This window comes from Succiniclasticum sp. (genome assembly GCF_056977735.1).
The window spans coordinates 63,687-87,419 of record NZ_DBMCWA010000006.1; the positions used below are offsets into that span (position 1 = coordinate 63,687).

Below are 23,733 nucleotides of genomic sequence, written 5' to 3' on the forward strand. Positions count from 1 at the left end.
ATATTGCGGATTCTTGACGCATGATGAGATTCCCTGAGTTTGTGCAGAAAGAAAAAGACAGAGAGGTAAATCATGATAGATTTTTTTGAACAGGTAAACGTGCTTCCCCGGGTGAGGGAGAATTTATATAAAATGGGGATCAAAACGCCCATGCCCGTGCAGCGGCAGGCAATCCCCGCGTTACTGAAAGGACGGGATGTGCTGGCCCGGGCCCAGACGGGTACCGGTAAGACGCTGGCGTTCCTGATTCCCCTGGCCCAGAAGATCGACCCGGCGAAGAAGTATGTGCAGGCGCTGGTAATCACGCCTACACGGGAGCTGGCCCAACAGGTCAGCGAAGTGATGAAGCAGGTGCTGGAAGGGCTGGAAATTTCCACGCTGCCGGTAATCGGCGGCCGGGATTTTGAAACCCAGAAGAATAAGCTGGCAGGCAAGGCCCAGGTGCTCATCGGTACACCGGGCCGCCTGCTCGACCATATTGAAAAAGGAAATACGGATTTAGGTGGCGTGAAGTTCCTGGTACTGGATGAAGTGGACGAGATGCTGGCCCAGGGCTTTATGGACGACGCCCTGAAGCTGATTGCCATGACCGGACCGGAACGGCAGACCATGCTGTGTTCCGCCACGGTTTCGGAAGAAATCAACAAGCTGGGACGCAGCCTGACCACAAACTGCCAGGTCATCGAGATCGCGCCGGAAGAAACGGTAGTGAAAGCTATCAAACAGATTTGTATCAAGACGACGGAAGAAAAGAAACCGGACACGCTGATGCGCCTGATTGACCGGCTGAACCCCTATCTGATGCTGGTGTTCTGCATCAGCAAGGAGCGGGCAAAGGAAGTGGATGCGTTTTTAGGGGAGCATGGGTACAATGCGGACGTGCTGACCGGCGATATGAGCGCTGCGAAGCGTAAAACCGTGATGAAAGCGTTCCGGGATGCCAAAATCCAGATTCTGGCGGCCAGCGACATTGCGGCCCGGGGCCTGGACGTGGAAGGGGTCACCCACGTGATCAACTACGATGTACCCCATGACGCCAGCTGGTATGTCCACCGGGTGGGCCGGACCGGCCGGGCCGGGAAGGATGGCGTAGCCATTACCCTGTATACTACGGAAGAACTGCGATGGCTGCATAATGTGGAAGAGAAACTGGGCGTCACGCTGGAAAAGCAGACGGTGAACGGGCGGAAGATTGTCCGCCGTACCCGCATTGCAGCGGCGAAGAAAAAAGCGGAAGAAGCGCCTAAATCCCGGGGCCGTAATTCCGTTGCGGATAAACGCCATGCCCCTAAGACCGGCTCCAACCGGCGGCAGGTAAGCCGCCAGGCAGCCCGGGAAGCGTCCATGGCCCTAAAAGAAAAGGCAAAGAAAGCTGCTAAAAAGAGCGGCAATAAAGTGTAAGTATGAATTTGAATGCCAGGAAAAGAACTGAGCAAAACATCGTGTACGGTTTTGCGAGGCCTTTTTCTGGCCGGTAATATCATTTTTCTCTATAACAGGTGATCCGTTTTGTTTTTGAAATCAGTTACAGCCTTCGGGTTCAAATCCTTCGCTGACCGCACCGCTCTGGAATTCGGTGCGGGCATTACGGCGGTGGTAGGCCCCAACGGTTCAGGAAAAAGTAATATTTCCGATGCGGTGCGCTGGGTGTTGGGCGAACAGAGCGCCAAATACCTCCGTGGCAGCAAAATGGAGGATATTATCTTTTCGGGTACCAGCAAACGCCGGCCTTTGGGCGTGGCGGAAGTCACCCTGGTGTTCGACAACCGGGACCATATGCTGCCGCTGGATTTTGACGAGGTGAGCATTACCCGACGTCTGTACCGTTCCGGCGACAGTGATTACGCTATTAACAAGAAAAACTGCAGATTAAAAGATATACTGGATCTGCTGGCGGATACGGGCATGGGCAAGGGCGCCATGTTCCTCATCGGGCAGAATAAGATTGACGAGATTTTGAACAGCCGGCCGGAAGACCGGCGTTCCATCTTTGAAGAGGCGGCGGGAATTGCCCGGTTCCGTATGCGGAAGAAGGAAGCTACGCGCCGTCTGGACGATACGGCCAACAACCTGACCCGTATCAACGATATCAAAAGCGAAGTGGAAAGCCGTGTGGAACCGTTGCGTGTGGAAGCGGAGCGGACAACGCGTTTCAATGAGCTTAACGGGAAGCTGCGGATCTGCAGGCTCACCCAGTTTGTGAACCGGGTGGAGACCATCGAGCAGGCCCGGGCAAAACTGCAGCAGGAACAGGAAGCCTGCAATCAGGTTTTCCTGGAAAAAAGCACGGATGTGAGCAAGCAGGAAGCACTCCTGGCCGGGCTGCAGCAGGAACTGGACACGTTAAACGACCAGGTGTCCCATATCCAGGCGGGCATCACGGAAAAGGAAAAGGCCCTGGAAGCCATCAAGGGCGAAGATGCCGTGCTGGACGAACGCATAGAACAGAGCATCCGCCAGCAGGGGAATCTGGCCAAACGGAATGAAAAACTGCAGGAACAGATCGACCAGTGGACGGCCCAACTGGAGTCGCTGGCCAGGGAGTTTGACGTGCTGGAGGCTAAACGGGACGAGGCTGCCGCGCTGGTAACGGATCTGGAGCAGCAGCAGGCAGACCGGCTGCAGGCCCAAAAAGAGAATGAAGCGAAAATACAGGAACTGACAGACAGCAACTTTGAAGATATGCGCAAAATGATAGAATTGCGCAATGAGATCCGGTCGATGGAAGCGGCCCAGGAACAGCGTATGAACCGCCGCAACCGGCTGAAGGACGACGTGGACGCGGCGGAACAGCGGGTGAACGAGCTGACCGAAGAGCAGCGGGGGCTTCTCTCCCGGAAGGGGGAACTGGAACAGGACGTGACCCGTTATATAAAGGAAGGGAACGAACTGGCAGCCAAAGCGGCAGACAAACGCAAAGTCTTTCAGGAAGTGGAGAAAAAATACAACGAATGCCAGACACAGATTGCGTCGGTGGAATCGCGCCTGCGGCTGTTACAGGATATGCAGCAGTCGCTGGAAGGGTTCGGATATGGCGTACGGGCTGTGATGCAAAGCCAGGAAACGTGGCGCGATGAGGTGATCGGCCCGGCGGCTGCGTTGATTTCCGTTGAACCGGCGTATGTGACAGCTGTAGAAACGGCCCTGGGAGCCGGCGGGCAAAATCTGGTCATTCAGTCGGCAGATGCGGCAAAACAGGCCATCCGGTATCTGAAAGATCGCCGTGAAGGCAGGGCTACCTTCCTGCCGTTGGACACCATCAAAGAACCGGTGCTGAAAGCAGAGGAAAAAACGCTGGCTAAGCTGCCGGGCATACGGGGCTTTGCGGCGGACCTGCTGCAGTGTGATGAGCATGTAAAACCGGCTCTCCGTTTCCTCATCGGCCGGGTGCTGGTAGCGGAAACTATGGATCATGCGCTGGCGGCGGCAAGAAAAAGCGGCTTCCGTCTGCGGGTGGTCACGTTGGACGGCGACATGGTCAATGCAGGCGGTTCCCTTACCGGTGGCAGCCGCCAGAAGAAAGAAGCAGGCTACCTGTCCCGGGAGAAGAACGTGAAGGAACAGGAGACGCTGTTGCAAAAATACAATAAAGACCTGCTGGCTATCCAGGAAGAAAAGGAAGTTCTGGAAGACGCGCTGCAGGAACAGGAAAAACAGCTGGCTGTACTCCGGGACACGGTGCAGCAGAAGAATATCCGCCTGACCGAGATCAAAGCGGAGGAACAGCGGCTGGCGGATGAACTGAAACGGGAGAACGAGGCACTGGAACTGGCCGTGGATACCCGCACCCAGCTGGCTAACGAGTATCTGTCCGTGCGGCAGCTTCTGGCAGATAAGCGGAAACCGCTGCAGGAAATGGAAGCGGCTAACACGGAAGCCAAGAATACCCTGGATTCGCTTCAACAGAAGATTGGGGCGGACCGGAGCGCGCTGGAGACCCTGGCCCAACGGCTGCAGGATGCCCGGGTGCAGGCGGAGACCGCCAACACCCAGCGCCAGATGAAAGAAGAACGGATGAAACAGCTGGACGGCGATCTGGGGCGCCTGCAGGGCGACTTCAATGCCAACGCAGAAGAGCATGATAAGTTGGGGCAGACCGTCGAAAACAGTAAACAGAAAAAGACAGAGCTGGCGGAGCGGAACAGGTCGCTGATGCAGGAATTGCAGGATATTATCACAGGACAGCATGATTATTCCGAGCAGCGGCTGGAACTGACCCAGAAGCAGGGGGCTGCCGGTGAAAAGCTGAAAGCGCTGCGGAGCGAACTGTCGAAAGCGGAAACGAAAGTGCACCAGAATGAAATCGACAATGCCAAACTGGAAAGTGATTACCAGAATGCGCTGGAACAGCTGACCTCAGAGTATAAAGTGAATCTGGCGGAAGCCAGGGAAGAGGCAAAAGCGGAAGGCGTACTGGAAGATAAAAGCGAGACGGCGTTGCGCCGGATGCAGGCTTCGCTGCAGCGGCAGATCGAGGAGCTGGGGCCGGTGAACCCCGGCGCCATTGAAGAGTATAAAGCGGTCAGTGAGCGCTACGAATTTCTGCAGAAGCAGTACACCGATTTGTGTGAAGCAAGGGACAAGCTGCAGTCCGTCATTTCGGAAATCAATTCGGGGATGACCAGGCGGTTTAAGGAAGCCTTCGGCAAGATCAACGGTTTTTTCCAGAATACATACGTACAGTTGTTTGGCGGAGGCACCGCGATGCTGAAGCTGACGGATCCGGAAAACATCCTGGAGTCCGGCATCGACATCGAGGCCCAGCCGCCCGGTAAGAAGCTGCAAAGCCTGTTTCTGCTTTCCGGCGGGGAGCGGGCGCTGACAGTCATCGCATTACTGTTTGCGCTGCTGAGTTACCATCCGTCTCCCTTCTGTATTCTGGATGAAATAGACGCGCCTTTAGACGATGCCAATATCGGACGTTTTGCAAAATTTCTGGAAGGGTACGCCCTGCAGACTCAGTTTATCGTAATCACTCATCGCAAAGGGACCATGGAAGCCGCCAATGTCATGTACGGGGTGACCATGGAGGAATCCGGCGTATCGAAGATTCTTTCCGTAAAGATGAGCGATAAACTGGTTAAGGAAAGCGGCGCAACGGGATAACGTGTGCTTTTGCGGGACGGGACCGCTTCTTGCATTGCTGTGTTTTTGAAGGCGATTTGCGTTATGTATTTACTGAAAAAAGATTCTGCAGAGGATCTGCTTGCAGGGTAATCCCTCTGTAAATTGCAAATAAAGAACGGGGAAAGGAAACAGAACCATGGGCTTTTTTGAGAAACTGAAATCGGGGTTGAGCAAAACGCGCCAGAACTTCACCAACCGGATCACGGAGCTGGTGGGGATGTCTGCCAAAGTGGACGAGGATTTTCTGGAAGAACTGGAGATGATCCTGCTGACGGCGGACGTAGGCGTAAAAACTACGGAGAAGCTGATCGAAGATGTGCGGAAGGCTGCGAAAAACCGGGAGATTAAAGGCACGGAAGACGTGCTGCCGTTTTTGAAAAAACAGATTGCGGCCATGCTGAAGGACGACGGCGTTCGTACCCGGATCGGGGCGCATCCTACGGTGATTTTAATCGTAGGTGTGAACGGTGTGGGAAAGACCACTACCATCGGCAAGCTGTCCAACTACTTCCGTCTCTTCAATTATAAAGTGATGATGGCCGCGGGGGATACCTTCCGGGCCGCGGCATCCGCCCAGCTGAAAATCTGGGGCGAACGGGCCCAGTGCGATGTGATTGCTCACGAGGAAGGAGCAGATCCGGCTGCCGTGGTGTTTGACGCGCTGAAAGCAGCCAAGGCCCGTAATGTAGATGTTCTTTTCATTGACACGGCGGGACGTCTGCACAATAAAGTGAACCTGATGAACGAGTTAGGCAAGATCGACCGCATCATCAAACGGGAGATACCGGAAGCGCCCCATGAAGTGTTCCTTGTTCTGGACGCCACCACCGGGCAGAATGCCATTACCCAGGCCAAGGTGTTTACAGAAACCACCAAGATCACGGGCGTGGTGCTGACGAAACTGGACGGCACGGCCAAAGGCGGCGTGGTTGTGGCCATCCGGGAAGAACTGGGCCTGCCGGTGAAGTGGATCGGTGTCGGGGAAGGCATTATGGACTTCCGCCCCTTTGAACCGGAGAAGTTCGTGGATGCGTTATTTGCGACAGATGAGGAAGAAGGGTAAATGTTTGCAGTAATCGTAAATACCATTACCATACTCATCGGCGCCTCCATCGGGCTCCTGCTTCGCAAGGGGCTGCCCGAATCCATGTCGGCTGCCATGATGAAGGGCCTTGGCCTGTGTACCATCGTCATTGGAATTCAGGGAATGATCGAGGAAGAGAACATCCTGGTTTTGATTTTATCTACCATTGCGGGTATCGTTATCGGCGAATGGCTGGATGTGGACGGACATATTAACCGGGGCGCGGAACTCCTGACCTCCCGTTTTACGGGGAAGGGGGAAGGGGCGAAAATCGCCCAGGCCTTTGTGACCTCCTGCCTGATCATGAACGTAGGGGCTATGACCATCGTGGGGTCCCTGGACGCGGGACTGCGGGGTAATTTCAGTATGCTGTATACCAAGTCGCTGCTGGATTTGATCGCAGGTATTCCTATGGCAGCGGCCATGGGCGTGGGCGTAATGGGCTCCGCGCTGTTCACCCTGGTCTTCCAGGGCGGCATCGTGCTGCTGGCGGAATACATTGCCCCTTATTTATCCGAAACGCTGATTAAGGAACTGGTGAGTACCGGCAGCCTGATGATCCTTGCCATCGGCTTTAACATGCTGGATGTGACAAAATTGAAAGTGCTAAATTATCTGCCGGGCCTGCTGGTGGTTCCTTTGGCGCTGAAGCTGATGCAGGCGCTGGGATTTTGAAAATATGTTCAAGCTGTCAAGCAAAAATACTTGACAGCTTTTCTTCGTTCATGTATAATGCTCATGTTGAGCAGACGAATTGATTCGCGTTTCCTCAAGCAGAAGGGAATGAGACAGACACCATGGCAGCAAGTGATTTTAACGACCGGATCCGGTTCGGCAGCCTGTATGAAATCTATGGCGCCCTGCTGACGGGAAAGCAGCAGCAATGTCTGGAGCTGTACTTCTGTGAAGATTGTTCCCTGGCGGAAATCGCTGAAGAGATGAACGTGTCCCGGCAGGCGGTCCACGATCTGCTGAAGCGGGTGGAACAACTGCTGGAACATTACGAAGAAATACTGGGTTTTCTGCGGCGCATGGAGAAAACAAGGAGACTGACCGAAGAAGCGGCGGCGATTCTGGACGGCGCGGCAGAAACGGGTAAAGACAAAACGGGTACCCTGTCCGACAGCAAAGCACGCAATACAAAGATTGCCCGTCTGCGGAAGATTATACAGGAATTGCAGGAAGAAGCAGGTAACGATTGAATGCCTGCAAGACGAATATAGATTTAAAAAGCTACATTACATTATAATAGTAAATGAAAGCAGGTAACTGAATGGCTTTTGAGAGTTTGTCCGAACGGCTGCAGAACGCGATCAAGATGTTTCGCGGCACGAAGGAGATTACAGAAGAGGATCTGAAGGCACCATTGCGGGAAGTCCGCATGGCTCTGTTAGAGGCTGACGTAAATTTCAAAGTTGTTAAAAGCTTTGTGGCTAAAATCAAAGAGCGTGCATTAGGCGCGGAAATCCAGCAGAACCTGAGTCCCAGCCAGCAGATCATCAAGATTGTTGATGAAGAGCTGACGCAGCTTCTGGGCGGTACCCAGGCCAAGCTGACGGTGGCGGATAAGCCCCCCACTATTATCATGCTGGTTGGTCTGCAGGGCACAGGTAAAACCACTACGGTAGGTAAGCTGGCATTTAACCTGAAGAAGAAAAAGAAAAACCCGTTGCTGGTGGCCGCCGACGTATACCGTCCGGCTGCTATCACCCAGCTGCAGGTGCTGGGCGAGCAGGTAGGCGTCCCGGTCTTCTCTCTGGGAAATGAAGTATCCCCTGTGGAAATCGCCCGCCAGTCGCTGGAAAAAGCGGCGCATCTGGCCTGCGATACGATCATCATCGATACAGCCGGCCGCCTGCATATCGACGAAAAGCTGATGGAAGAACTGCAGAATATCAAAGCGACAGTAAATCCGCACGAGATTCTGCTGACGGTAGATGCCATGACCGGCCAGGATGCCGTGACCGTGGCGGATACCTTTAATAAAAACCTGGGACTGACCGGCCTGGTCGTGACCAAGCTGGACGGCGACGCCCGGGGCGGCGCGGTGCTTTCCGTACGGGAAGTGACCGGCTGTCCGGTGAAGTTTGTAGGTATGGGCGAAAAGCTGGACGCGCTGGAACCGTTCTATCCGGACCGCATGGCTTCCCGTATCCTGGGTATGGGCGATATCCTGTCCCTGATCGATAAGATCAAAGATACGACCGATCTGGCCAAAGCGCTGGAGATGGAGAAGAAACTCAAGAAAGACGAGTTCACCCTGGAGCAGTTCCTGGAGCAGATGCAGCAGATCAAAAAGCTGGGTTCCCTGGATACGATTCTGGGCATGATCCCCGGCATGGGCGGCATCAGCCAGAAGCTGAAGGAAGCCAACGTGGATGAAAAGGAATTCGCCAGAGTGGAAGCGATCATCCGCTCCATGACGCCAAAGGAACGGCAGAAACCGGAAATCATCAACGGCAGCCGTCGCAAACGCATTGCCGCCGGTTGCGGCATGAAGGTTCAGGACGTGAACCGCCTGCTGAAGAACTTCGACGACAGCAAGAAGCTGATGAAGAAGATGCAGGGTATGGCCAAGTTTGCTTCAAAGGGTGGCAAAATGCTTCCCTTTATGCATAAATAGGCGTAAGCTTATGGGAAGAGACAGACCTGTGATCAGGGCTGTACTTCAAAACTAATTAGCGAATAAGTCTAAAGAATGAATCCAGTATAAGGAGGTGAAACTGAAATGGCAGTAAAAATCCGTTTAAAACGTATGGGCGCTAAAAAAGTTCCGTTCTATCGTGTAGTTGTAGCTGATGCGCGTTCTCCGCGTGACGGCCGGTTCATCGAAACCATCGGCACTTACGACCCGACTACCAATCCGGCAGCCGTAAAGATTGATGAAGAAAAGGCTCTGAAATGGATGGGCAATGGCGCACAGCCTACTGATACCGTAAAAAGCCTGTTCAGCAAACAGGGTATCATGAAAAAGTTCGCTGAAGCTAAAAACGCAAAATAAGTAAGGGGGCGTGATTTGCATGAAGGAATTGGTAGAAGTTATGGCCAAATCTCTGGTTAGCAATCCGTCTGCAGTGACAGTGGAGGAGGAAACAACCGGTACAACAACTGTACTCCGCCTCCATGTTGCCCCTGAAGATATGGGTAAGGTGATCGGTAAACAGGGCCGTATTGCAAAAGCGATCCGCTCCGTTATGAAGGCGGTTGCAACCCGTGAAAATGTGAAAGTTATCGTAGAGATCGTTGAGTAAATTATACGTAGCTTAAACGTAAAGGTGGTAAATTATGGCAGATTCTATGTGGATCCGTGTTCCCGTTGCCATTAAGGCAAAGGTTACGGAAGATTTGAAACTGAAAATTATTGGAGACCTCCAAAACACGATAAAGCAGATGGAATTAGACCTGAATCAGTTTGATTTTCAGGCAAAACAGGTTATGAATCAGGCTGCCAACGATCTCTCCGCGGCTCCCCGCCTGCGCGAGCAGATTGAAGTGGAACGCAAGAAACGCACCGATGCAAAAGCAGAGGCAGAAGCCCAGTTAAAGCAGGCCCAGGAGTTGCAGTTAGGTGCGGAAATCGGCTACGGTACGCCGATGGAACGCATGGTTGAAGTCAAAGTAGGCGACAACCTGCAGGCGCTGATGGGTGCTGAGATTTTAACGGAAGACGGAAAGATCATCGCTTTCCGCATGTGAGAACTGTGATGCAAAAAGTTGTATTAGGGCAGATAGTCGCTCCGCACGGTGTGCGGGGCGATTTACGTATTATGCCGCTGACTTCCAATATCCAACTGTTCATGGACATGGATTACCTGCTGTTGCCAGATGACCGGCGGCTGCAGATCGTAAAGGCCAGACCCCATAAAAACATCATGCTGGTTACCGTAAAAGAGATTACTTCCATAGAAGAAGCGGAAAAGCTGCGGGGACAGAAGGTTTCCGTATACCGGGAAGATATGCCGGAGCTCCCGGAAGGCCGTTACTATGTAGGGGACCTGATCGGGCTGCCGGTATTGGATGAAGAGGGCAACCGCATCGGCACGTTCAAAGACGTGCTTCAGACCGGCAGCAGGGATGTATATGTGATCCAGCCTCCGGAAGGTAAAGATATCCTGGTAGCTAATATTCCCGAAAATATCCGTGAGATCGATTTGCCGAACGGCAAGATTATTGTCCGCCTGCCTGAGTGGGACGAGGAAGATATACGATGAAATTTGTCTTTGTCACCCTGTTCCCGGAACAGATTGAAGCTGCGGCCGGTCATAGTATGTTAAAGCGGGCTATGGACATAGGTATCATTCAGATGGAATGTGTCAATCCACGGGATTTTTCCATGGACCGGCATCATTCTGTGGATGACGCGCCCTTTGGCGGCGGCGTGGGTATGGTGCTGAAGCCGGAACCGGTGGTGGAAGCGATAAAACTGGCCAGGGCTAGGGTGCCGGGGGCTCCTGTCATTGCCATGAGCCCGGGGGGGACAACCTTTAAACAGTCTCTGGCGGAAACGTGGGCGAAGAACGAAACGGGTCTGATTTTTGTCTGCGGGCATTATGAAGGCTTTGACGAACGCATTTATCACTGGGTGGACATGAAAATCAGCATCGGTGATTTTGTCCTTACCGGGGGTGAACTGCCAGCCCTGATGATCATGGATGCGGTGAGCCGGTTTGTGCCCGGCGTGCTGGGCAAGCTGGCCAGCGCCGAAGAGGATTCCTTCTCCAGCGGGCTGTTGGAATATCCCCAATATACCCGGCCGGTGGTGTTTGAAGGCCTGGAAGTGCCGGAAGTACTGCGCAACGGCAATCATCAGCTGATTGCCCGGTGGCGGCGAAAACAGGCATTAAAGGCAACGTATCTGCTGCGTCCGGATCTGCTTCCGGAAGAGTTTGATAAGCAGGATAAGAAGCTGCTGGAAGAAATTAAGAAAGAATTATAATTTTGTTGTAAGAAATACTTGTAAATTTTGTAAAAAAAACTTGCAACGTAAGTGCTTGTGTGGTAAAATACTACACGTGTAAAACGGACGGTCCGCTGTGCAGCACAAGTAAGTCGCATGAACGTCTATGAAATTAGGAGGAAAACATGAATATCATTGAAGCACTGGATAAAGAACAGTTACGTTCTGATATCCCCGAGTTCCGTGCCGGCGACACCGTTAAAGTGTATGTAAAGGTTGTTGAAGGTACCCGTGAACGCGTACAGTTATTTGAAGGCGTAGTTATTTCCCGGAGTGGTTCCGGTGTCCGCGAAATGTTCACCGTCCGCCGTATTTCCTACGGTATTGGCGTTGAAAGAACGTTCCCGGTACACAGCCCGCGTCTGGAAAAGATCGTCGTAGCACGCAAAGGTATTGTTCGCAGAGCAAAACTGTATTACCTGCGTAACCTTACCGGTAAAGCTGCTCGTATCCGTGAACGCCGCTAACGTAGTGCACAAAGGGGGCTGCAAAGGCAGTCCTCTTTTTTGTTATTCGCGGAATGTGGGGTACAGTTTTTTACTGTTGCACAACTCCCGCAAAGCCGCTGAATAGTCTGGCTATATGTTGAGAGGGGTTAACCAAATGAGCGATAAATCCGGAGGATCTTTTCAGGATTCGTTAAACGACTGGCTCGTATCTATAATCGTTGCGGTAGCGCTGGCTTTTTGTATCCGTACGTTTATATTTGAACCGTATAAAGTAGAAGGAACTTCCATGTACCCGACGCTGTTCAATCAGGAACGGCTGATCGTCAATAAATTCGGTTATTTTGTCGGAGATCCGAAGCGGAACGAAATTGTGGTGTTCCGTTATCCGAAAGATGAAAGCCGTGATTTTATCAAACGCGTTATTGCGGTTGGCGGCGATACGGTGGAAATGCGCGATGGCGCCGTATTGGTCAACGGAAAGAAAATTGAAGAGCCCTATACATGGAAAGAAGACCCGAAGGGACTGAACCATTCCAATTACCGGAAGAGCCTGGTGCCTAAGGACCACATCTTTGTGCTGGGGGATAACCGCAATAATTCCGAAGACAGCCGGTTCGCCGATGTGGATTTCGTACCGCTTCGCCTGGTAAAAGGCAAGGCCGCTGTCGTATTCTGGCCGTTTGAACGGTTCCGCACGTTACCGTGAGGCTATCATGGACGTAAAGGATTTTAAGATACAGTGGTTCCCGGGGCACATGACCAAGGCCCGGCGGATGATGGAAGGACAGCTGCGCCTGGTGGACGTGGTTGTGGAACTGCTGGATGCCCGTATTCCCGATTCCAGCATCAACCCCATGCTACGGCAGATGGCCGGGAACAAACCCCGTGTCATTGCCCTGAATAAAATGGACATGGCGGACCCGGTCAAAACGGAAGCATGGCTGCAGAAACTGAAGCAGGAAGGTGTGCCTGTCTGTTCCATCGACTGCCATACCGGAAAAGGCGTCAAGCAGATGATCAGTCTGGTGAAGGAAGCAGCGAGGCCCATTACCGAGAAGTGGCTGAAAAAAGGTGTCAGGAACCGGGATGTCCGTCTTATGATCGTGGGCGTGCCTAATGTGGGGAAATCCACGCTGATCAACCGGCTGGCCGGACAGGTGAAAGCCATTGCTTCCGACCGCCCCGGCGTGACAAAACAGAAGCAGTGGGTAACCATTGCCAAAGGATTACAGCTGTTAGATACACCCGGCGTACTGTGGCCGAAATTCGAAGATCCGGAGACCGGCCTGCATCTGGCCCTGACCGGTGCAATCAAGGACGATATCTACGATCGCAGGGATGCGTTGATCCTTCTGCTTCAGGAAATGCTGGAAAAATATCCGCAGCAGCTGGCTATGTTTTACCATATCACACTGGACCCGGAAGATACGGCGGAAACGGTTATGGAAAAAATCGGTGCTGCGAGGGGCTGTGTGAAAGCCGGCGGCGTTCTTGACCTGAATAAGGTAGAGCAGATGGTCCTGTATGAATTTAAAACTGCAAAGATGGGGCGCTTTACGTTGGATGATCCAATATAAACGATTCTTCTGAACAGACAGTTATCTGCATAAAGCAAAGGATAATTATCTGAACAAACAAAATGAAACTGCCGGCTTAACGCCGGCTTTTTTATTGCGGGAATCGGGGCTATGATGGAAGCATGGACAAACTATTGGCAATGAAATGCATCGAAACGAGGGCGGACGAATGAAACAATGGTTCTTTAACGTCATGAGGCGTATTTTTCGTCGGCGTATTCTTGCAAAAACAGTATTATTCGGGGTAAAATTTAGTGAAGCTATAAAAACAGGAGAGGATAAGATGAAATTAGCGGAAATTAAAGCCATATTAGCCGGAAATCCGACTGAAGAACAGATGCATGAAATGCGGCAGGACGAACGGGCCGGTGTGCAGAAACTGCTGGCGGCTTACGATAAAAAACGGGAAAAGGAACGACAGGAACGCCTGCGTTTTGCCAACATGCTGAGTTATGAAAAAGAATACATGGCATTGCCCGGTATCCGATATATTGTGGGCGTTGACGAAGCGGGCCGTGGTCCGCTGGCAGGTCCGCTGGTTATTGCAGGCGTTATTTTGCCGGAAAACGTATTCATTGCCGGCTTAAACGACAGCAAAAAGCTGAGCGAAGCAAAGCGGGAGGCGCTGTACCCGGAAATTTTGGAGAAAGCGGTTGCCGTGCTGGTCAATGTTGTCAGCATTTCCAATATTGATAAGGAAAATATTTATCATGCGACACAGGAAGGGATGGAGCAGATTTTGCGCCAGATACGTGTGCGTCCCCAGGTAGCGCTGGTGGATGCCATGCATCCCCATGTGGAAGGCATTGAAACCGTGCCCATCATCCATGGTGATGCGCTGAGCGCGTCTATTGCAGCTGCGTCTGTGGTAGCAAAAGTTACTCGTGACCGCCTCATGGAGGAACTGGCCCGGGTTTATCCCCAATTTGGCCTGGCAAAAAACAAAGGGTACGGCAGCCAGCTGCACATGGATGCAATCCGTCAGTTCGGTGCCACGAAGATCCACCGCCGCAGCTACGAACCGATCCGCAGCATGAATCTTTCACCGGTGGAAGAACGGGACAATTACCTGTTTGAACCGGAAAACGGAAAAGAAGACGCAGGACTGAAGGCATTGCTGGAAGATTTGGAGGCGTAGATTATTTTAACCAAAAAGGAAATCGGCAGACGGGGTGAAGAAATCGCCGCAGAATTTCTGGAGCGGAAAGGTCTGCACGTTGTGGAGCGGAATTATTACAGCCGCTGGGGGGAACTGGACCTGGTTGCAGTAAAACCGGACCCGGATGATGTTGAGAATGAAACGTGGTTTAATGATGATTTCTTTCAGAAAATGAACGGCGATGTGCAGGAGCAACGGGGAATTTGTGTACATTTTGTAGAAGTGAAGACCCGGACCGGAACGGACTATGGGACTCCCGGCGCAGCAGTCACCTATACAAAACAGCAGAAGTTACGGAAAACCGCATTAATCTGGCTGCAGGAGCAGGAACAGTATTATTCCGATTTGTGTTTTGATGTGATTGAAGTGTGGGTCGCAGGTAAAACGGCGAAAATCCGCTGGCTGAAAAACTGCTTTTAAGTTCTGCTTTGCAATAGCGCATCCGTCTGGTCTAGCGGTAATCGCTGAAGAAATCTAAATCATTACAGGGAGTTTGAAAGAAAAATAGTACGTAATCAAGGAAGGTGATGATATTTGTACGCAAGAGTGTCAGGCGAAACGCCCATAGGGTTAAATGGCGCAGGAGTGATAGTGGAGGTAGATATTGAACGGGGGTTGCCGGCCTTCGAAATTGTGGGACTGCCGGACATGGCGATTCGGGAATCCAGGGAACGGGTGCGGACGGCATTGAAGAATTCCGGCTTTCCTTTTCCGCAGAACCGGATTACGGTGAATCTGGCGCCGGCCAATTTGCGGAAGGATGGAAGCGGGCTGGACCTGCCCATTGCTATCGGGATTCTGGTTTCTCTCGGAGTGCTGCCTCAGGATAAAGTTCAGGATAAGGTTTTTATTGGGGAACTTTCCCTTGAGGGAGCAATCAGGGAAGTAAACGGGGTCCTGCCCATGGTGCTGGAAGCCCGGCGGCAGTGTATGTCGGAAATTTTTATCCCGGAGGGAAACGGGGAAGAAGGCCGACTGGTTGATGATATTACGATTTATACGCCGGTCCATTTGAAGCAGTTGGTGACCCATCTGCTCCGGCCCTGTCTGGAACCGTTGCAGCATAGGGAACTGGAACTTTCGGAACCGGATAATGATGAAATAGATTTTTCTGATGTCCATGGACAGAAGGTGGTGAAACGGGCGCTGGAAATTGCGGCGGCAGGCGGGCATAATATTCTGCTGACAGGTTCCCCCGGCAGTGGGAAGACCATGCTGGCCCGTCGTCTGCCCACAATTTTGCCGCCTATGACAAAGGAAGAGGCGTTGGAAGTAACTAAAATCTACAGCATCGCCGGACTGCTTAACAACCGGGCCGGACTTATCAACAAGCGCCCTTTCCGCAGCCCACATCATACCATTACGTTAAGTGCTCTTATTGGAGGAGGGAAAGAGCCTGTGCCCGGCGAAGTCACCCTGAGTCACAACGGCGTACTGTTTTTGGACGAGTTCCCGGAATTTTCCAAAGCTGCGCTGGAAGTGTTACGTCAGCCGCTGGAGGATCACGCCGTAACAATCAGCCGGGTTCAGGGATCGTATGTTTTCCCTGCATCATTCCTTTTATGCTGTGCCCAAAACCCTTGTCCATGCGGTTTTTTTGGTGACGAGACGAAAGAATGTACCTGCCGTCCCTTTGAGATTGAACGGTACCAAAGAAAAATATCCGGTCCTTTGTCAGACCGGATCGATTTGCAGATCCATGTGCCCCGGGTGAAATATGAAGATCTTCAGGTTACAGAAGCGGAGGAAACATCAGCGCAGATCAGGGAACGTGTCTGTGCGGCCCGCAACATCCAGCTGAAACGCTTAAAACGGTACGGTGTTTTCTGTAACGCGGCCATGAATCACCGGCAGGTGGAACGGTTCTGCAAACTGGATGCATCTTGCAACACGTTGATGGAAAACGCATTTTGCAAATTGGGACTCAGCGCCCGCAGTTACGACCGGATCCTGAAAGTGGCCCGCACCATTGCGGACCTGGCAGGAAGTGACGAAATCCAACCTGCCCATATAGCGGAGGCGATTCAGTTGAGGACGCAGGTGCAGTAAGTTTATAGAATAATTTAACTTTTATTATTAGTTTTTGCCTCGTTCAGCTTGAACCGGTCTCTTTAAAAATGCCGGAAGCCCAATTCCAGTCAATGACAGTATCCTTTTGATGCGAACCGTTCAGTACGGAACTGTATTTATCAATTAATTGATTATAAACATTCGCTACATGCTGGTCGAAAGAAACCGTAGCAGTCTGACTGCTGTTTTTATCCTCATACATAAGGCCCATTTCCCGTGTTTCCCGGTTAAACAGGAAGCTTGCTCCTTTTACGCGGAACCCGTATTCAGCCAGCTGCCTTTCAGCCTGAGCGCCTAACATGACTTTTGTGAGTTCGACCAGTCTGTCATCCAGCCCGGCATCCAATATAGCCAGCTTTTCCAGGAAATCCTTATGGGTCCGCACGATCCGGCATCTGTAATTAGTTAATGCATTAAGCAGTGCTGCATCTCCGGCTTGTTCTGCACCGGAATCGGGACTTTTATCTTGCTGTTTGCCGTTCAATATGGTTCCCAGTATTTGCTCAACGGGTTCTATATCTTCATCTTCCGGAACGTAATAGATAAACAGGGAACGGTCCATCTGATGATAAAGAAATGAGTAATTGATTGTTGATGTCTGCCCGCAGTAAGGGCAGCAGAATCGGAACAGGGAAAGATTACGGACCTGTTCGAATGTATCCGGATCGGTATTTGTGTTAATGCTGTTCCAGATATTAAAATAAGCTGTACGGTGGCAATGTGGGCAAAGTATCATTTTCTTTGTAACATCAGACATTTGAATCTCTCCTTGCTGTAGTAATTGCTGTAAAAGTACTGAGAGGAATCAGGCCTGTTTTGCAATGCGAGTCTTCCGAAAACTCTTTTTCATTATACCATGATATTTTCAAAAAAAGGAAGATGCGGGGTTACTTGTTTCTGTTCTGCAGTTTTTCTTTTGACTGCAGGGTATGATATAATCAATCGGAAACAATCAACAGGTTTTATATAATCTGAAAAAGATTTAAAAAGAGTAATGCAACTGGGACAAGCATTTACAGATGACGCTGAATGAAGTTTGTCCAGGAAACAGTACTGAAAAATAATAAATTAAGAAAGGCAATTTAATGATATGCAAACACTTTATATTGCAGAAAAACCGGACATCGCCAATGCTATCGCAGGCTACCTGTGGCCGTCCGGCGGTTATAAAAAAGGCGCAGGTTTTTACCGCAAGGACGACACAATCGTTTCCTGGGCGGTAGGGCACCTGCTGGAGCTGGCGACGCCGGAAGCCTATGATAAACGGTACGCAAAGTGGAGCAATTACCGTATTTTTCCGGAGACGTGGAAACATGAGGTGATTTCCCGTTCCAGTGCCCAGTTTAACGTGCTGGAAGACCTTTTAAAAACAGCCGGTCTGGTCATTCATGCGGGCGATCCGGACCGGGAAGGACAGTTATTAATTGAAGAAATTTTGCATTACTGCAACTACAAAGGAAAGGTGCAACGGCTTCTCATCAACGCCAAGGACAATGTCAGCATGAAGCGGGCGTTTGAGAGTATTGAAGACAATGCAAAATATGAAAACCTGTACGCAGCGGGTCTGGCACGGGAGCAGGCCGACTGGCTGGTGGGGATCAACCTGACCCGCTGTTATACTACCAATGCGTCAAAGTTTTCGCCGGGAGCCGTCTGGAATATCGGGCGTGTGAAGGTGCCGACACTGGCATTAGTAGTCAACCGGGAAAAAGAGATCAGGAATTTTAAAGTACGCAAATATTATGAACTGAAAGCGGCTTTTACGAAAGACAGAATAAAGTTTACTGCATTATGGCAGCCGGATGAGAAAAAGATTGCGTTAGACGAAGAAGGAAGACTGTTAGATAAACAGACAGCGGAAGCCGTTCGGGAAAAGGTACTTCCTGCGGACGGAATCGTACAGAAGGTGACGCGGAAAAAGGGAACAGAGGCACCGCCTTTGCCGTATTCTTTGGATACGCTGCAGGTCGAGGCCAACGCCCGTTTCGGGATTTCACCCAAACAGGCGCTGTCCACGGTGCAGTCGCTGTATGAGAAAAAGTTTGTGTCTTACCCCCGGTCCGACTGCAACTATATTCCCCGGGCCCAGCATAAGGATGCACCCCGCATTCTGAAAAGTCTGGCCTCCCGTAATGTGCGGGGCGCTGCAACGGCAGATGTTTCCCTGTACTCCAGGGCGTGGAACGACAAAAAAGTAACGGCCCATCACGCCATCATTCCCACGGGGGAGATACCGCAGCAACTAAGCGCCACGGAAGAAAAGATTTATACTATGATCGCGGAGCGGTATGTGATGCAGTTTTATCCGCCCTGTGAGTTTGAAACCATTACCTTTGAAATCCTGCTTAAGGACGAACTTTTCAAAGGAAGCGGCAAAGCCATTTTGAAACCGGGCTTCAAAGCGATGTTTACGAGCCAGAGTAAAAAGAAAGATACTGCTGACACTGACACGGATGAGGAAAACCTGTCCCTGCCCGACCTGGTAAAAGACGAAAACCTGGGCAAGCCGGACGCGGTAGATCTGCTGGAAAAAGAAACGAAACCGCCCAAACGCTTTACGGAAGGTACATTGTTGGCAGCTATGGCTAACATCTACCGCTTCATGGATCCGAAGAATCCCAACCGGGAGAAACTGAAGGAAGTGAAAGGCATCGGCACGCCTGCCACCCGCGATACCATCATTTCCGAACTGCAGGGCGTCCGTGCCGGCAAACAGAGCCAGATGCCCTTCATGGAAAAAGTGAAGAAAGAACTGGTACCCACGGAACTTGGGTTCCGGCTCATCGACAACGTGGACGTAACCCTCACGAAGCCGGACACGACAGCGGAAATGGAATTTGCCCTGGCGGAGATTGCGGCAGGGGAAGGTTCCGTGGAAAAATTCAAAAAAGATATTTACGACACTATCGACCGGAATATCGAGTACGCGGAAGCGCATCAGTTCCCGGGAGATAACCTGATAAAATGCCCAATTTGCCAAACAGGAAATCTGGTGAAGCATTATTCCCGGAAAACAAAGAAAACATTTTTTGTCTGTGATAATGCGGCGTGCGTGTCGCCGGTGACGGGCAAGCCTGTCTATTATGATGTGGATAAAAAGGGACAGCCGGTACTGAAGAAGAAGCAGGAAGAAACGCCGGCGAAGACATTTACCTGTCCGGTCTGCGGCAAAGAAACGCTGCGATGCCATTACTCCCCCAAAACGAAACAGTATTTTTATGTCTGTGACGATAAAACCTGTGTATCGCCGGTGACAAAGAAGACCGCGTACTATGCCACGGACAAAGCAGGGGACCCGGTGATTGAACACTGCCCGAAAGACAACGCAATCTTGGAAAAAAAGAAAAGCCGGTACGGTTATTTCTGGGCCTGCCCGCAGTGCAGGACGATTTATAAAGACAGTAAAGGAAAGCCGAAGATTTGAAAAGGTTGTGCTGTGTTACGTCGCGAACCCGGCGTACTGCGTCATATACAAATCATAGTATTTCTGCCGGCGTGCCAGCAGTTCGTCGTGACTGCCCTGTTCCACGATGCGTCCCTGGTCCAGCACTACGATCAGGTCCGCATCCCGGATGGTGGATAGGCGGTGGGCGATGACGATGCTGGTGCGACCTTTCATGACTTCCAGCATAGCGTCCTGGATAGCCTTTTCCGTACGGGTATCCACGTTGGAAGTGGCTTCGTCCAGAATAAGGATGCGCGGGTTGGCCACAAAGGCCCGGGCGATGGCCAACAGCTGTCGCTGGCCCTGGCTGATGTTTTCCCCGGCACCGGTCAGCAGGGTTTCATAGCCCTGGGGCAGCAGTTCGATCATTTCATGGCAGCGGCTCATCTCCGCTGCTTTTTTGATTTCCGCTTCCGTTGCGTTTTCGTTGGCGTACTGCAGGTTACGGTGGATGGTATCGGAGAACAGGACCGTGTCCTGCAGCACGATGGCAACATGCTTGCGCAGACTGTCCCGGGTGATTTCTTCTACGTTTTGATCATTGATCCAGATGGCACCTTTGTCCGCATCGTAGTAGCGCATCAGCAGGTTGACCACGGTAGATTTGCCGCTGCCGGTAGAGCCTACCAGCGCCACCTTTTTGCCGGCGGGGATGGTGAGGTTGAAATCCTTCAACACCGGTTTGCCCTGTACGTAACCGAAATCCACATCTTCGAAGCGGACGGAAACATGTTCCTGGTCTTCCCATACCAGTCCGTAGAGATCCTCGCTGGTCTCGTCCAGTACCTGGAAGACCCGTTCGGCGCCGGCGATGGCGGATTGCAGCTGGCCGTAGATCTGGGCGATTTCGTTGATGGGACGGCTGAACTGTTTGGCGTACACGATGAAGGCGGAAATGACGCCCACGGAGATCATGCCGTGGATGGCAAAGTAGCCGCCGAAAGCTGCGATGACGACAAAACCGATGTTGCCGATGCAGTTCATGACCGGGGCCATGATGCCGCTGCAGACCTCGGTGCGGATACCTGATTTTGTGAGTCTGTCGGAAATGTCACAGAATTTTTCCGCGGACCGGTCCTGCCGGTTATAGGCTACAACAGTACGGTAGCCGTTGACGATTTCTTCTACGGTTCCATTCATACTGCCCAGCAGAGTCTGCCGTTCTTTGGAGTATTTGCGCACAAAGGAAGACAGCAGACGGGTAACGATGACAGTTAGGAAGATGGTACCGCAGCTTAACAGTGCCAGCTGCCAGCAGTACCACAGCATGATGGCCGCTGTGCCGATGATGGTCAGCACGCCGCTGAACAAAGAGGGCAGGGCCTGGGAAACAGTGGTGGAGATGTTTTCCACGTCGTTGGTCATGCGGCTCATCACGTCGCCGTGGGAATGTGTATCCGTGTACTTGACAGGCAGGTCGATGACCTTGCCGAACAGTTCCTCCCGGAACCGTTTTACAATGCGAAGGCTCAGTTTCGCACTGAAGACACCCTGGGCCAGTCGCATGAGGCTCACTGCCAGATAGGTCGCCAGCATGAAGACCAGTGTCGTTTTCAGATCACCGTTACGTTGTCCGGCGATGATATCCACCGCGTTACTCTGGAGCATGGGCGCGTAGATACCCGCAAGGGTACCGCCCAGCACTGCTGCCAGCATACCGAAAACCAGCTTTTTTTCTTTTATGAAGTAGGAAGCGATGCGTTTTAAGGTCCAGCCTATGTCTTTGGCGTATTCCGTTTCCGCGAACCGGTTGCCGCGGCGGGGTCCGATGCCGGGCTGCGGGGCCTGGCTGTTAATTTCTTTAGCCATGTGCGCTCACCTCCTCTCCAGTCCGGGAAGAGTGCGTTACAGTATTCTCTTTTTCCTGCGCCGCATTTTGCGATTGTATCTGTGAAACAAAATTCTCTTTTACTTCCGTTGGAGTGATATTTTGTGTTTGTACTGCATTTTTGTGTTGTGACTGTAGCATCCTTTCATTTTGGCTTATGATTTCCTCTTGCTTTATATCGCCTACCTGGGACTGATAAATATCCTGGTAAATAGCACAGTTCTTTAACAGGTCCTTATGGGTTCCTTCTGCAACGACTGCTCCGTTTTCCAGTATTAAAATGCGGTTAGCGCGCCGTACGGAAGCGATGCGCTGCGCTACGATGATCTTTGTACTGTCAGGACTTGTTTTTGCCAGTTCGTTATAAAAGTTGGCTTCCGTTTTCAGATCCAGCGCGCTGGTAGCATCGTCAAAGATCATAATGGGAGATTCTTTCAACACGGCCCGGGCCAGCGCAACACGCTGCTTCTGCCCACCGGAGAGGCTCATGCCCCGTTCGGCTACAACAGTATCATACCCCTGTTCCAGCGGCGCGATAAATTCATGGGCCTGGGCGATATGGGCTGCATGTTCGATTCTGTCGTTTTCGGCGTCCGGATTTCCCCAGGCGATATTTTCTTTCACTGACGTACTGAACAGTTCACTTTTCTGCAGCGCGACAGCGACCCTGCTGCGGAGATCGCTGACTTTGTAGTCCCTCACGTCTACGCCGTCGATGCGGACGCTGCCTTCCGTTACGTCGTAAAAACGGGGGATGAGATTGATCAGCGTGGTCTTGCCGCTGCCGGTGGAACCCATGATGGCGACGGTCTCACCGGGTTCAATGGTGAGATTAATGTGTTCCAGTACATTTTTGTTGCTGCCGGGATAGGCAAAGGAAACGTCACGGAATTCGATAAGGCCTTTTTTCTTTACGGTTGTGTTTTCAGGAAGCCGTTCTGTTGCCGCTTTGTTTTCAAAATATATTGCAGAAATATTGCCGTCGGCATTTTCATAATAGGTTCCGTCTTTAATTTCCGGTTCCAAATGCAATACTGCCGCCAGCCGTTTCCAGGAAATAAAACCCCGGGAAATGTTCTGGAACAGCATCATCAGCATCATGATGCCCATTAACAGCTGTGTCGTGTAGGTGATAGCTGCCATGATGCTGCCGGGGGAAGCGGTTCCTTCCAGCACATCTCTGGCACCGTACCAGAGAATGGCCGCGATGGTCAGGTTCATCAGCATGTTGACCACGGGGCCCATAAACGCGAGTGTCAGCAGGACTTTCAGCTGGGTTTTGATCAGATCGCCATTGGCCTTGCCGAAACGGAGTTTTTCATAGGTTTCCCGCACGCAGGCCTTGATGATACGGATAGCGGAAATATCTTCCTGCAGCACATCGTTCACAATGTCCAGTTTTTCCTGCTGCAGGGCAAATAGCGGGTTTACCTTGCGCAGACAGAAGGCCATAGTGCCGATGATGAAGGGCAGGGCGCACAGTACGATAAAGGCAAAATCCGGACTGAGGGTATACATAAAGTACAGGCTGCCGATGGTCATCAGCACTGTACGTACCATTCCCCGTACAAACTGGGCGATGAGCCGTTCCACCTGGGTCACGTCGTTAGTGATACGGGTGATGAGGGAACCGGCGCCGAAGCTTTCAATCTGGGGAAAGGAGAACGTCATGATTTTTCGGAATGTATCTTTGCGAAGGTCGTTGCCCATGTTCTGGCTGGCCATGTTGACGAACACATTGTTCAGGGAACCGAAGCAGCAGCCGATAAGGACCATGCCGATCATCTGGGTACCTAGGCGCCAGACCAGTTCCAGGTTGCCCACACCGTTGTTGTTCAGTCCCAGCACCCCGTCATCCACGATGCGGCGCATCAGGCCCGGCTGTATTAAATCCATCAGTACCTCGCCGCCCATGAACAGCGCGGCGATGATTGCAAAATGTGCATAACGTTTTATGTATTGCCACATAATAAATCCTTTATTTCCAAATCCGTTTGCCTCAATTTACAAAATACCCGGCCGCACAGGAGTACAGAC

Annotated in this window: 21 protein-coding genes; 18 read left to right on the plus strand and 3 right to left on the minus strand. The window is 51.7% G+C overall.

Features of this window, described 5'->3' with window-relative positions; all coding sequences use genetic code 11:
- Positions 1 to 72: 72 nt before the first annotated feature.
- The 17 genes from ACZOWY_RS04810 (at position 73) to ACZOWY_RS04890 (ending at position 16,402) form a co-directional block, all read left to right on the plus strand.
- A complete protein-coding gene (locus ACZOWY_RS04810) occupies positions 73 to 1,401 on the plus strand; it encodes a DEAD/DEAH box helicase (RefSeq protein ID WP_484393376.1) in 1,329 nt (442 codons plus the stop codon).
- Between the two features lie 114 nt (positions 1,402 to 1,515).
- A complete protein-coding gene (gene smc, locus ACZOWY_RS04815) occupies positions 1,516 to 5,106 on the plus strand; it encodes a chromosome segregation protein SMC (protein ID WP_484393378.1) in 3,591 nt (1,196 codons plus the stop codon).
- Positions 5,107 to 5,263: 157 nt separating this feature from the next.
- A complete protein-coding gene (gene ftsY, locus ACZOWY_RS04820; RefSeq protein ID WP_484393381.1) occupies positions 5,264 to 6,190 on the plus strand; it encodes a signal recognition particle-docking protein FtsY in 927 nt (308 codons plus the stop codon).
- Positions 6,191 to 6,886, plus strand: coding sequence for a DUF554 domain-containing protein (locus ACZOWY_RS04825; protein ID WP_484393383.1), 696 nt, complete (start codon positions 6,191 to 6,193; stop codon positions 6,884 to 6,886).
- A gap of 122 nt (positions 6,887 to 7,008) precedes the next feature.
- Positions 7,009 to 7,413, plus strand: a complete 405-nt coding sequence (gene ylxM, locus ACZOWY_RS04830; RefSeq protein ID WP_484393384.1) for a YlxM family DNA-binding protein — start codon at positions 7,009 to 7,011, stop codon at positions 7,411 to 7,413.
- Between the two features lie 71 nt (positions 7,414 to 7,484).
- The gene (gene ffh / locus ACZOWY_RS04835) at positions 7,485 to 8,834 is read left to right on the plus strand and encodes a signal recognition particle protein (RefSeq protein ID WP_484393391.1); all 1,350 of its coding nucleotides are present in this window, start codon (positions 7,485 to 7,487) and stop codon (positions 8,832 to 8,834) included.
- Between the two features lie 105 nt (positions 8,835 to 8,939).
- Positions 8,940 to 9,212, plus strand: a complete 273-nt coding sequence (rpsP, locus tag ACZOWY_RS04840; RefSeq protein WP_484393392.1) for a 30S ribosomal protein S16 — start codon at positions 8,940 to 8,942, stop codon at positions 9,210 to 9,212.
- Between the two features lie 19 nt (positions 9,213 to 9,231).
- Entirely contained in the window at positions 9,232 to 9,462 is a 231-nt protein-coding gene (locus tag ACZOWY_RS04845; protein ID WP_484393393.1) for a KH domain-containing protein, read from the plus strand.
- 34 nt (positions 9,463 to 9,496) lie between these two features.
- The gene (locus ACZOWY_RS04850) at positions 9,497 to 9,907 is read left to right on the plus strand and encodes a YlqD family protein (RefSeq protein WP_484393394.1); all 411 of its coding nucleotides are present in this window, start codon (positions 9,497 to 9,499) and stop codon (positions 9,905 to 9,907) included.
- A gap of 8 nt (positions 9,908 to 9,915) precedes the next feature.
- Positions 9,916 to 10,422, plus strand: a complete 507-nt coding sequence (rimM, locus tag ACZOWY_RS04855) for a ribosome maturation factor RimM (protein WP_484393395.1) — start codon at positions 9,916 to 9,918, stop codon at positions 10,420 to 10,422.
- Positions 10,419 to 11,147 carry a tRNA (guanosine(37)-N1)-methyltransferase TrmD gene (gene trmD / locus ACZOWY_RS04860; RefSeq protein ID WP_484393396.1) on the plus strand — a complete coding sequence of 243 codons (729 nt, stop codon included), beginning with the start codon at positions 10,419 to 10,421 and terminating at the stop codon, positions 11,145 to 11,147. The genes rimM and trmD overlap by 4 nt, the downstream gene beginning before the upstream one ends.
- 146 nt (positions 11,148 to 11,293) lie before the next feature.
- Positions 11,294 to 11,635, plus strand: a complete 342-nt coding sequence (gene rplS / locus ACZOWY_RS04865; RefSeq protein ID WP_484393397.1) for a 50S ribosomal protein L19 — start codon at positions 11,294 to 11,296, stop codon at positions 11,633 to 11,635.
- Positions 11,636 to 11,771: 136 nt separating this feature from the next.
- On the plus strand, positions 11,772 to 12,323 hold the full coding sequence (lepB, locus tag ACZOWY_RS04870) for a signal peptidase I (protein ID WP_484393398.1): 552 nt from the start codon (positions 11,772 to 11,774) through the stop codon (positions 12,321 to 12,323).
- 7 nt (positions 12,324 to 12,330) lie between these two features.
- Entirely contained in the window at positions 12,331 to 13,194 is an 864-nt protein-coding gene (gene ylqF / locus ACZOWY_RS04875) for a ribosome biogenesis GTPase YlqF (RefSeq protein WP_484393505.1), read from the plus strand.
- A 283-nt stretch (positions 13,195 to 13,477) separates the two neighbouring features.
- Positions 13,478 to 14,332, plus strand: a complete 855-nt coding sequence (locus tag ACZOWY_RS04880) for a ribonuclease HII (RefSeq protein ID WP_484393400.1) — start codon at positions 13,478 to 13,480, stop codon at positions 14,330 to 14,332.
- A gap of 42 nt (positions 14,333 to 14,374) precedes the next feature.
- Entirely contained in the window at positions 14,375 to 14,773 is a 399-nt protein-coding gene (locus tag ACZOWY_RS04885; RefSeq protein WP_484393507.1) for a YraN family protein, read from the plus strand.
- A 114-nt stretch (positions 14,774 to 14,887) separates the two neighbouring features.
- Positions 14,888 to 16,402: a YifB family Mg chelatase-like AAA ATPase gene (locus tag ACZOWY_RS04890; RefSeq protein ID WP_484393402.1), complete on the plus strand. Its 1,515-nt coding sequence runs from the start codon at positions 14,888 to 14,890 to the stop codon at positions 16,400 to 16,402.
- A 43-nt stretch (positions 16,403 to 16,445) separates the two neighbouring features.
- On the opposite strand, the gene ACZOWY_RS04895 is transcribed toward ACZOWY_RS04890, so the two are convergent.
- Positions 16,446 to 17,180, minus strand: a complete 735-nt coding sequence (locus ACZOWY_RS04895) for a CpXC domain-containing protein (protein ID WP_484393403.1) — start codon at positions 17,178 to 17,180, stop codon at positions 16,446 to 16,448.
- A gap of 333 nt (positions 17,181 to 17,513) precedes the next feature.
- Between ACZOWY_RS04895 and ACZOWY_RS04900 the strand changes: the two genes are divergently transcribed.
- Positions 17,514 to 19,847: a DNA topoisomerase 3 gene (locus ACZOWY_RS04900; protein ID WP_484393405.1), complete on the plus strand. Its 2,334-nt coding sequence runs from the start codon at positions 17,514 to 17,516 to the stop codon at positions 19,845 to 19,847.
- Positions 19,848 to 19,862: 15 nt separating this feature from the next.
- On the opposite strand, the gene ACZOWY_RS04905 is transcribed toward ACZOWY_RS04900, so the two are convergent.
- Positions 19,863 to 21,677, minus strand: coding sequence for an ABC transporter ATP-binding protein (locus tag ACZOWY_RS04905; protein WP_484393407.1), 1,815 nt, complete (start codon positions 21,675 to 21,677; stop codon positions 19,863 to 19,865).
- Positions 21,670 to 23,664: an ABC transporter ATP-binding protein gene (locus ACZOWY_RS04910; RefSeq protein WP_484393409.1), complete on the minus strand. Its 1,995-nt coding sequence runs from the start codon at positions 23,662 to 23,664 to the stop codon at positions 21,670 to 21,672. Before ACZOWY_RS04910 ends, ACZOWY_RS04905 begins: the two co-directional genes overlap by 8 nt.
- Positions 23,665 to 23,733 lie beyond the last annotated feature (69 nt).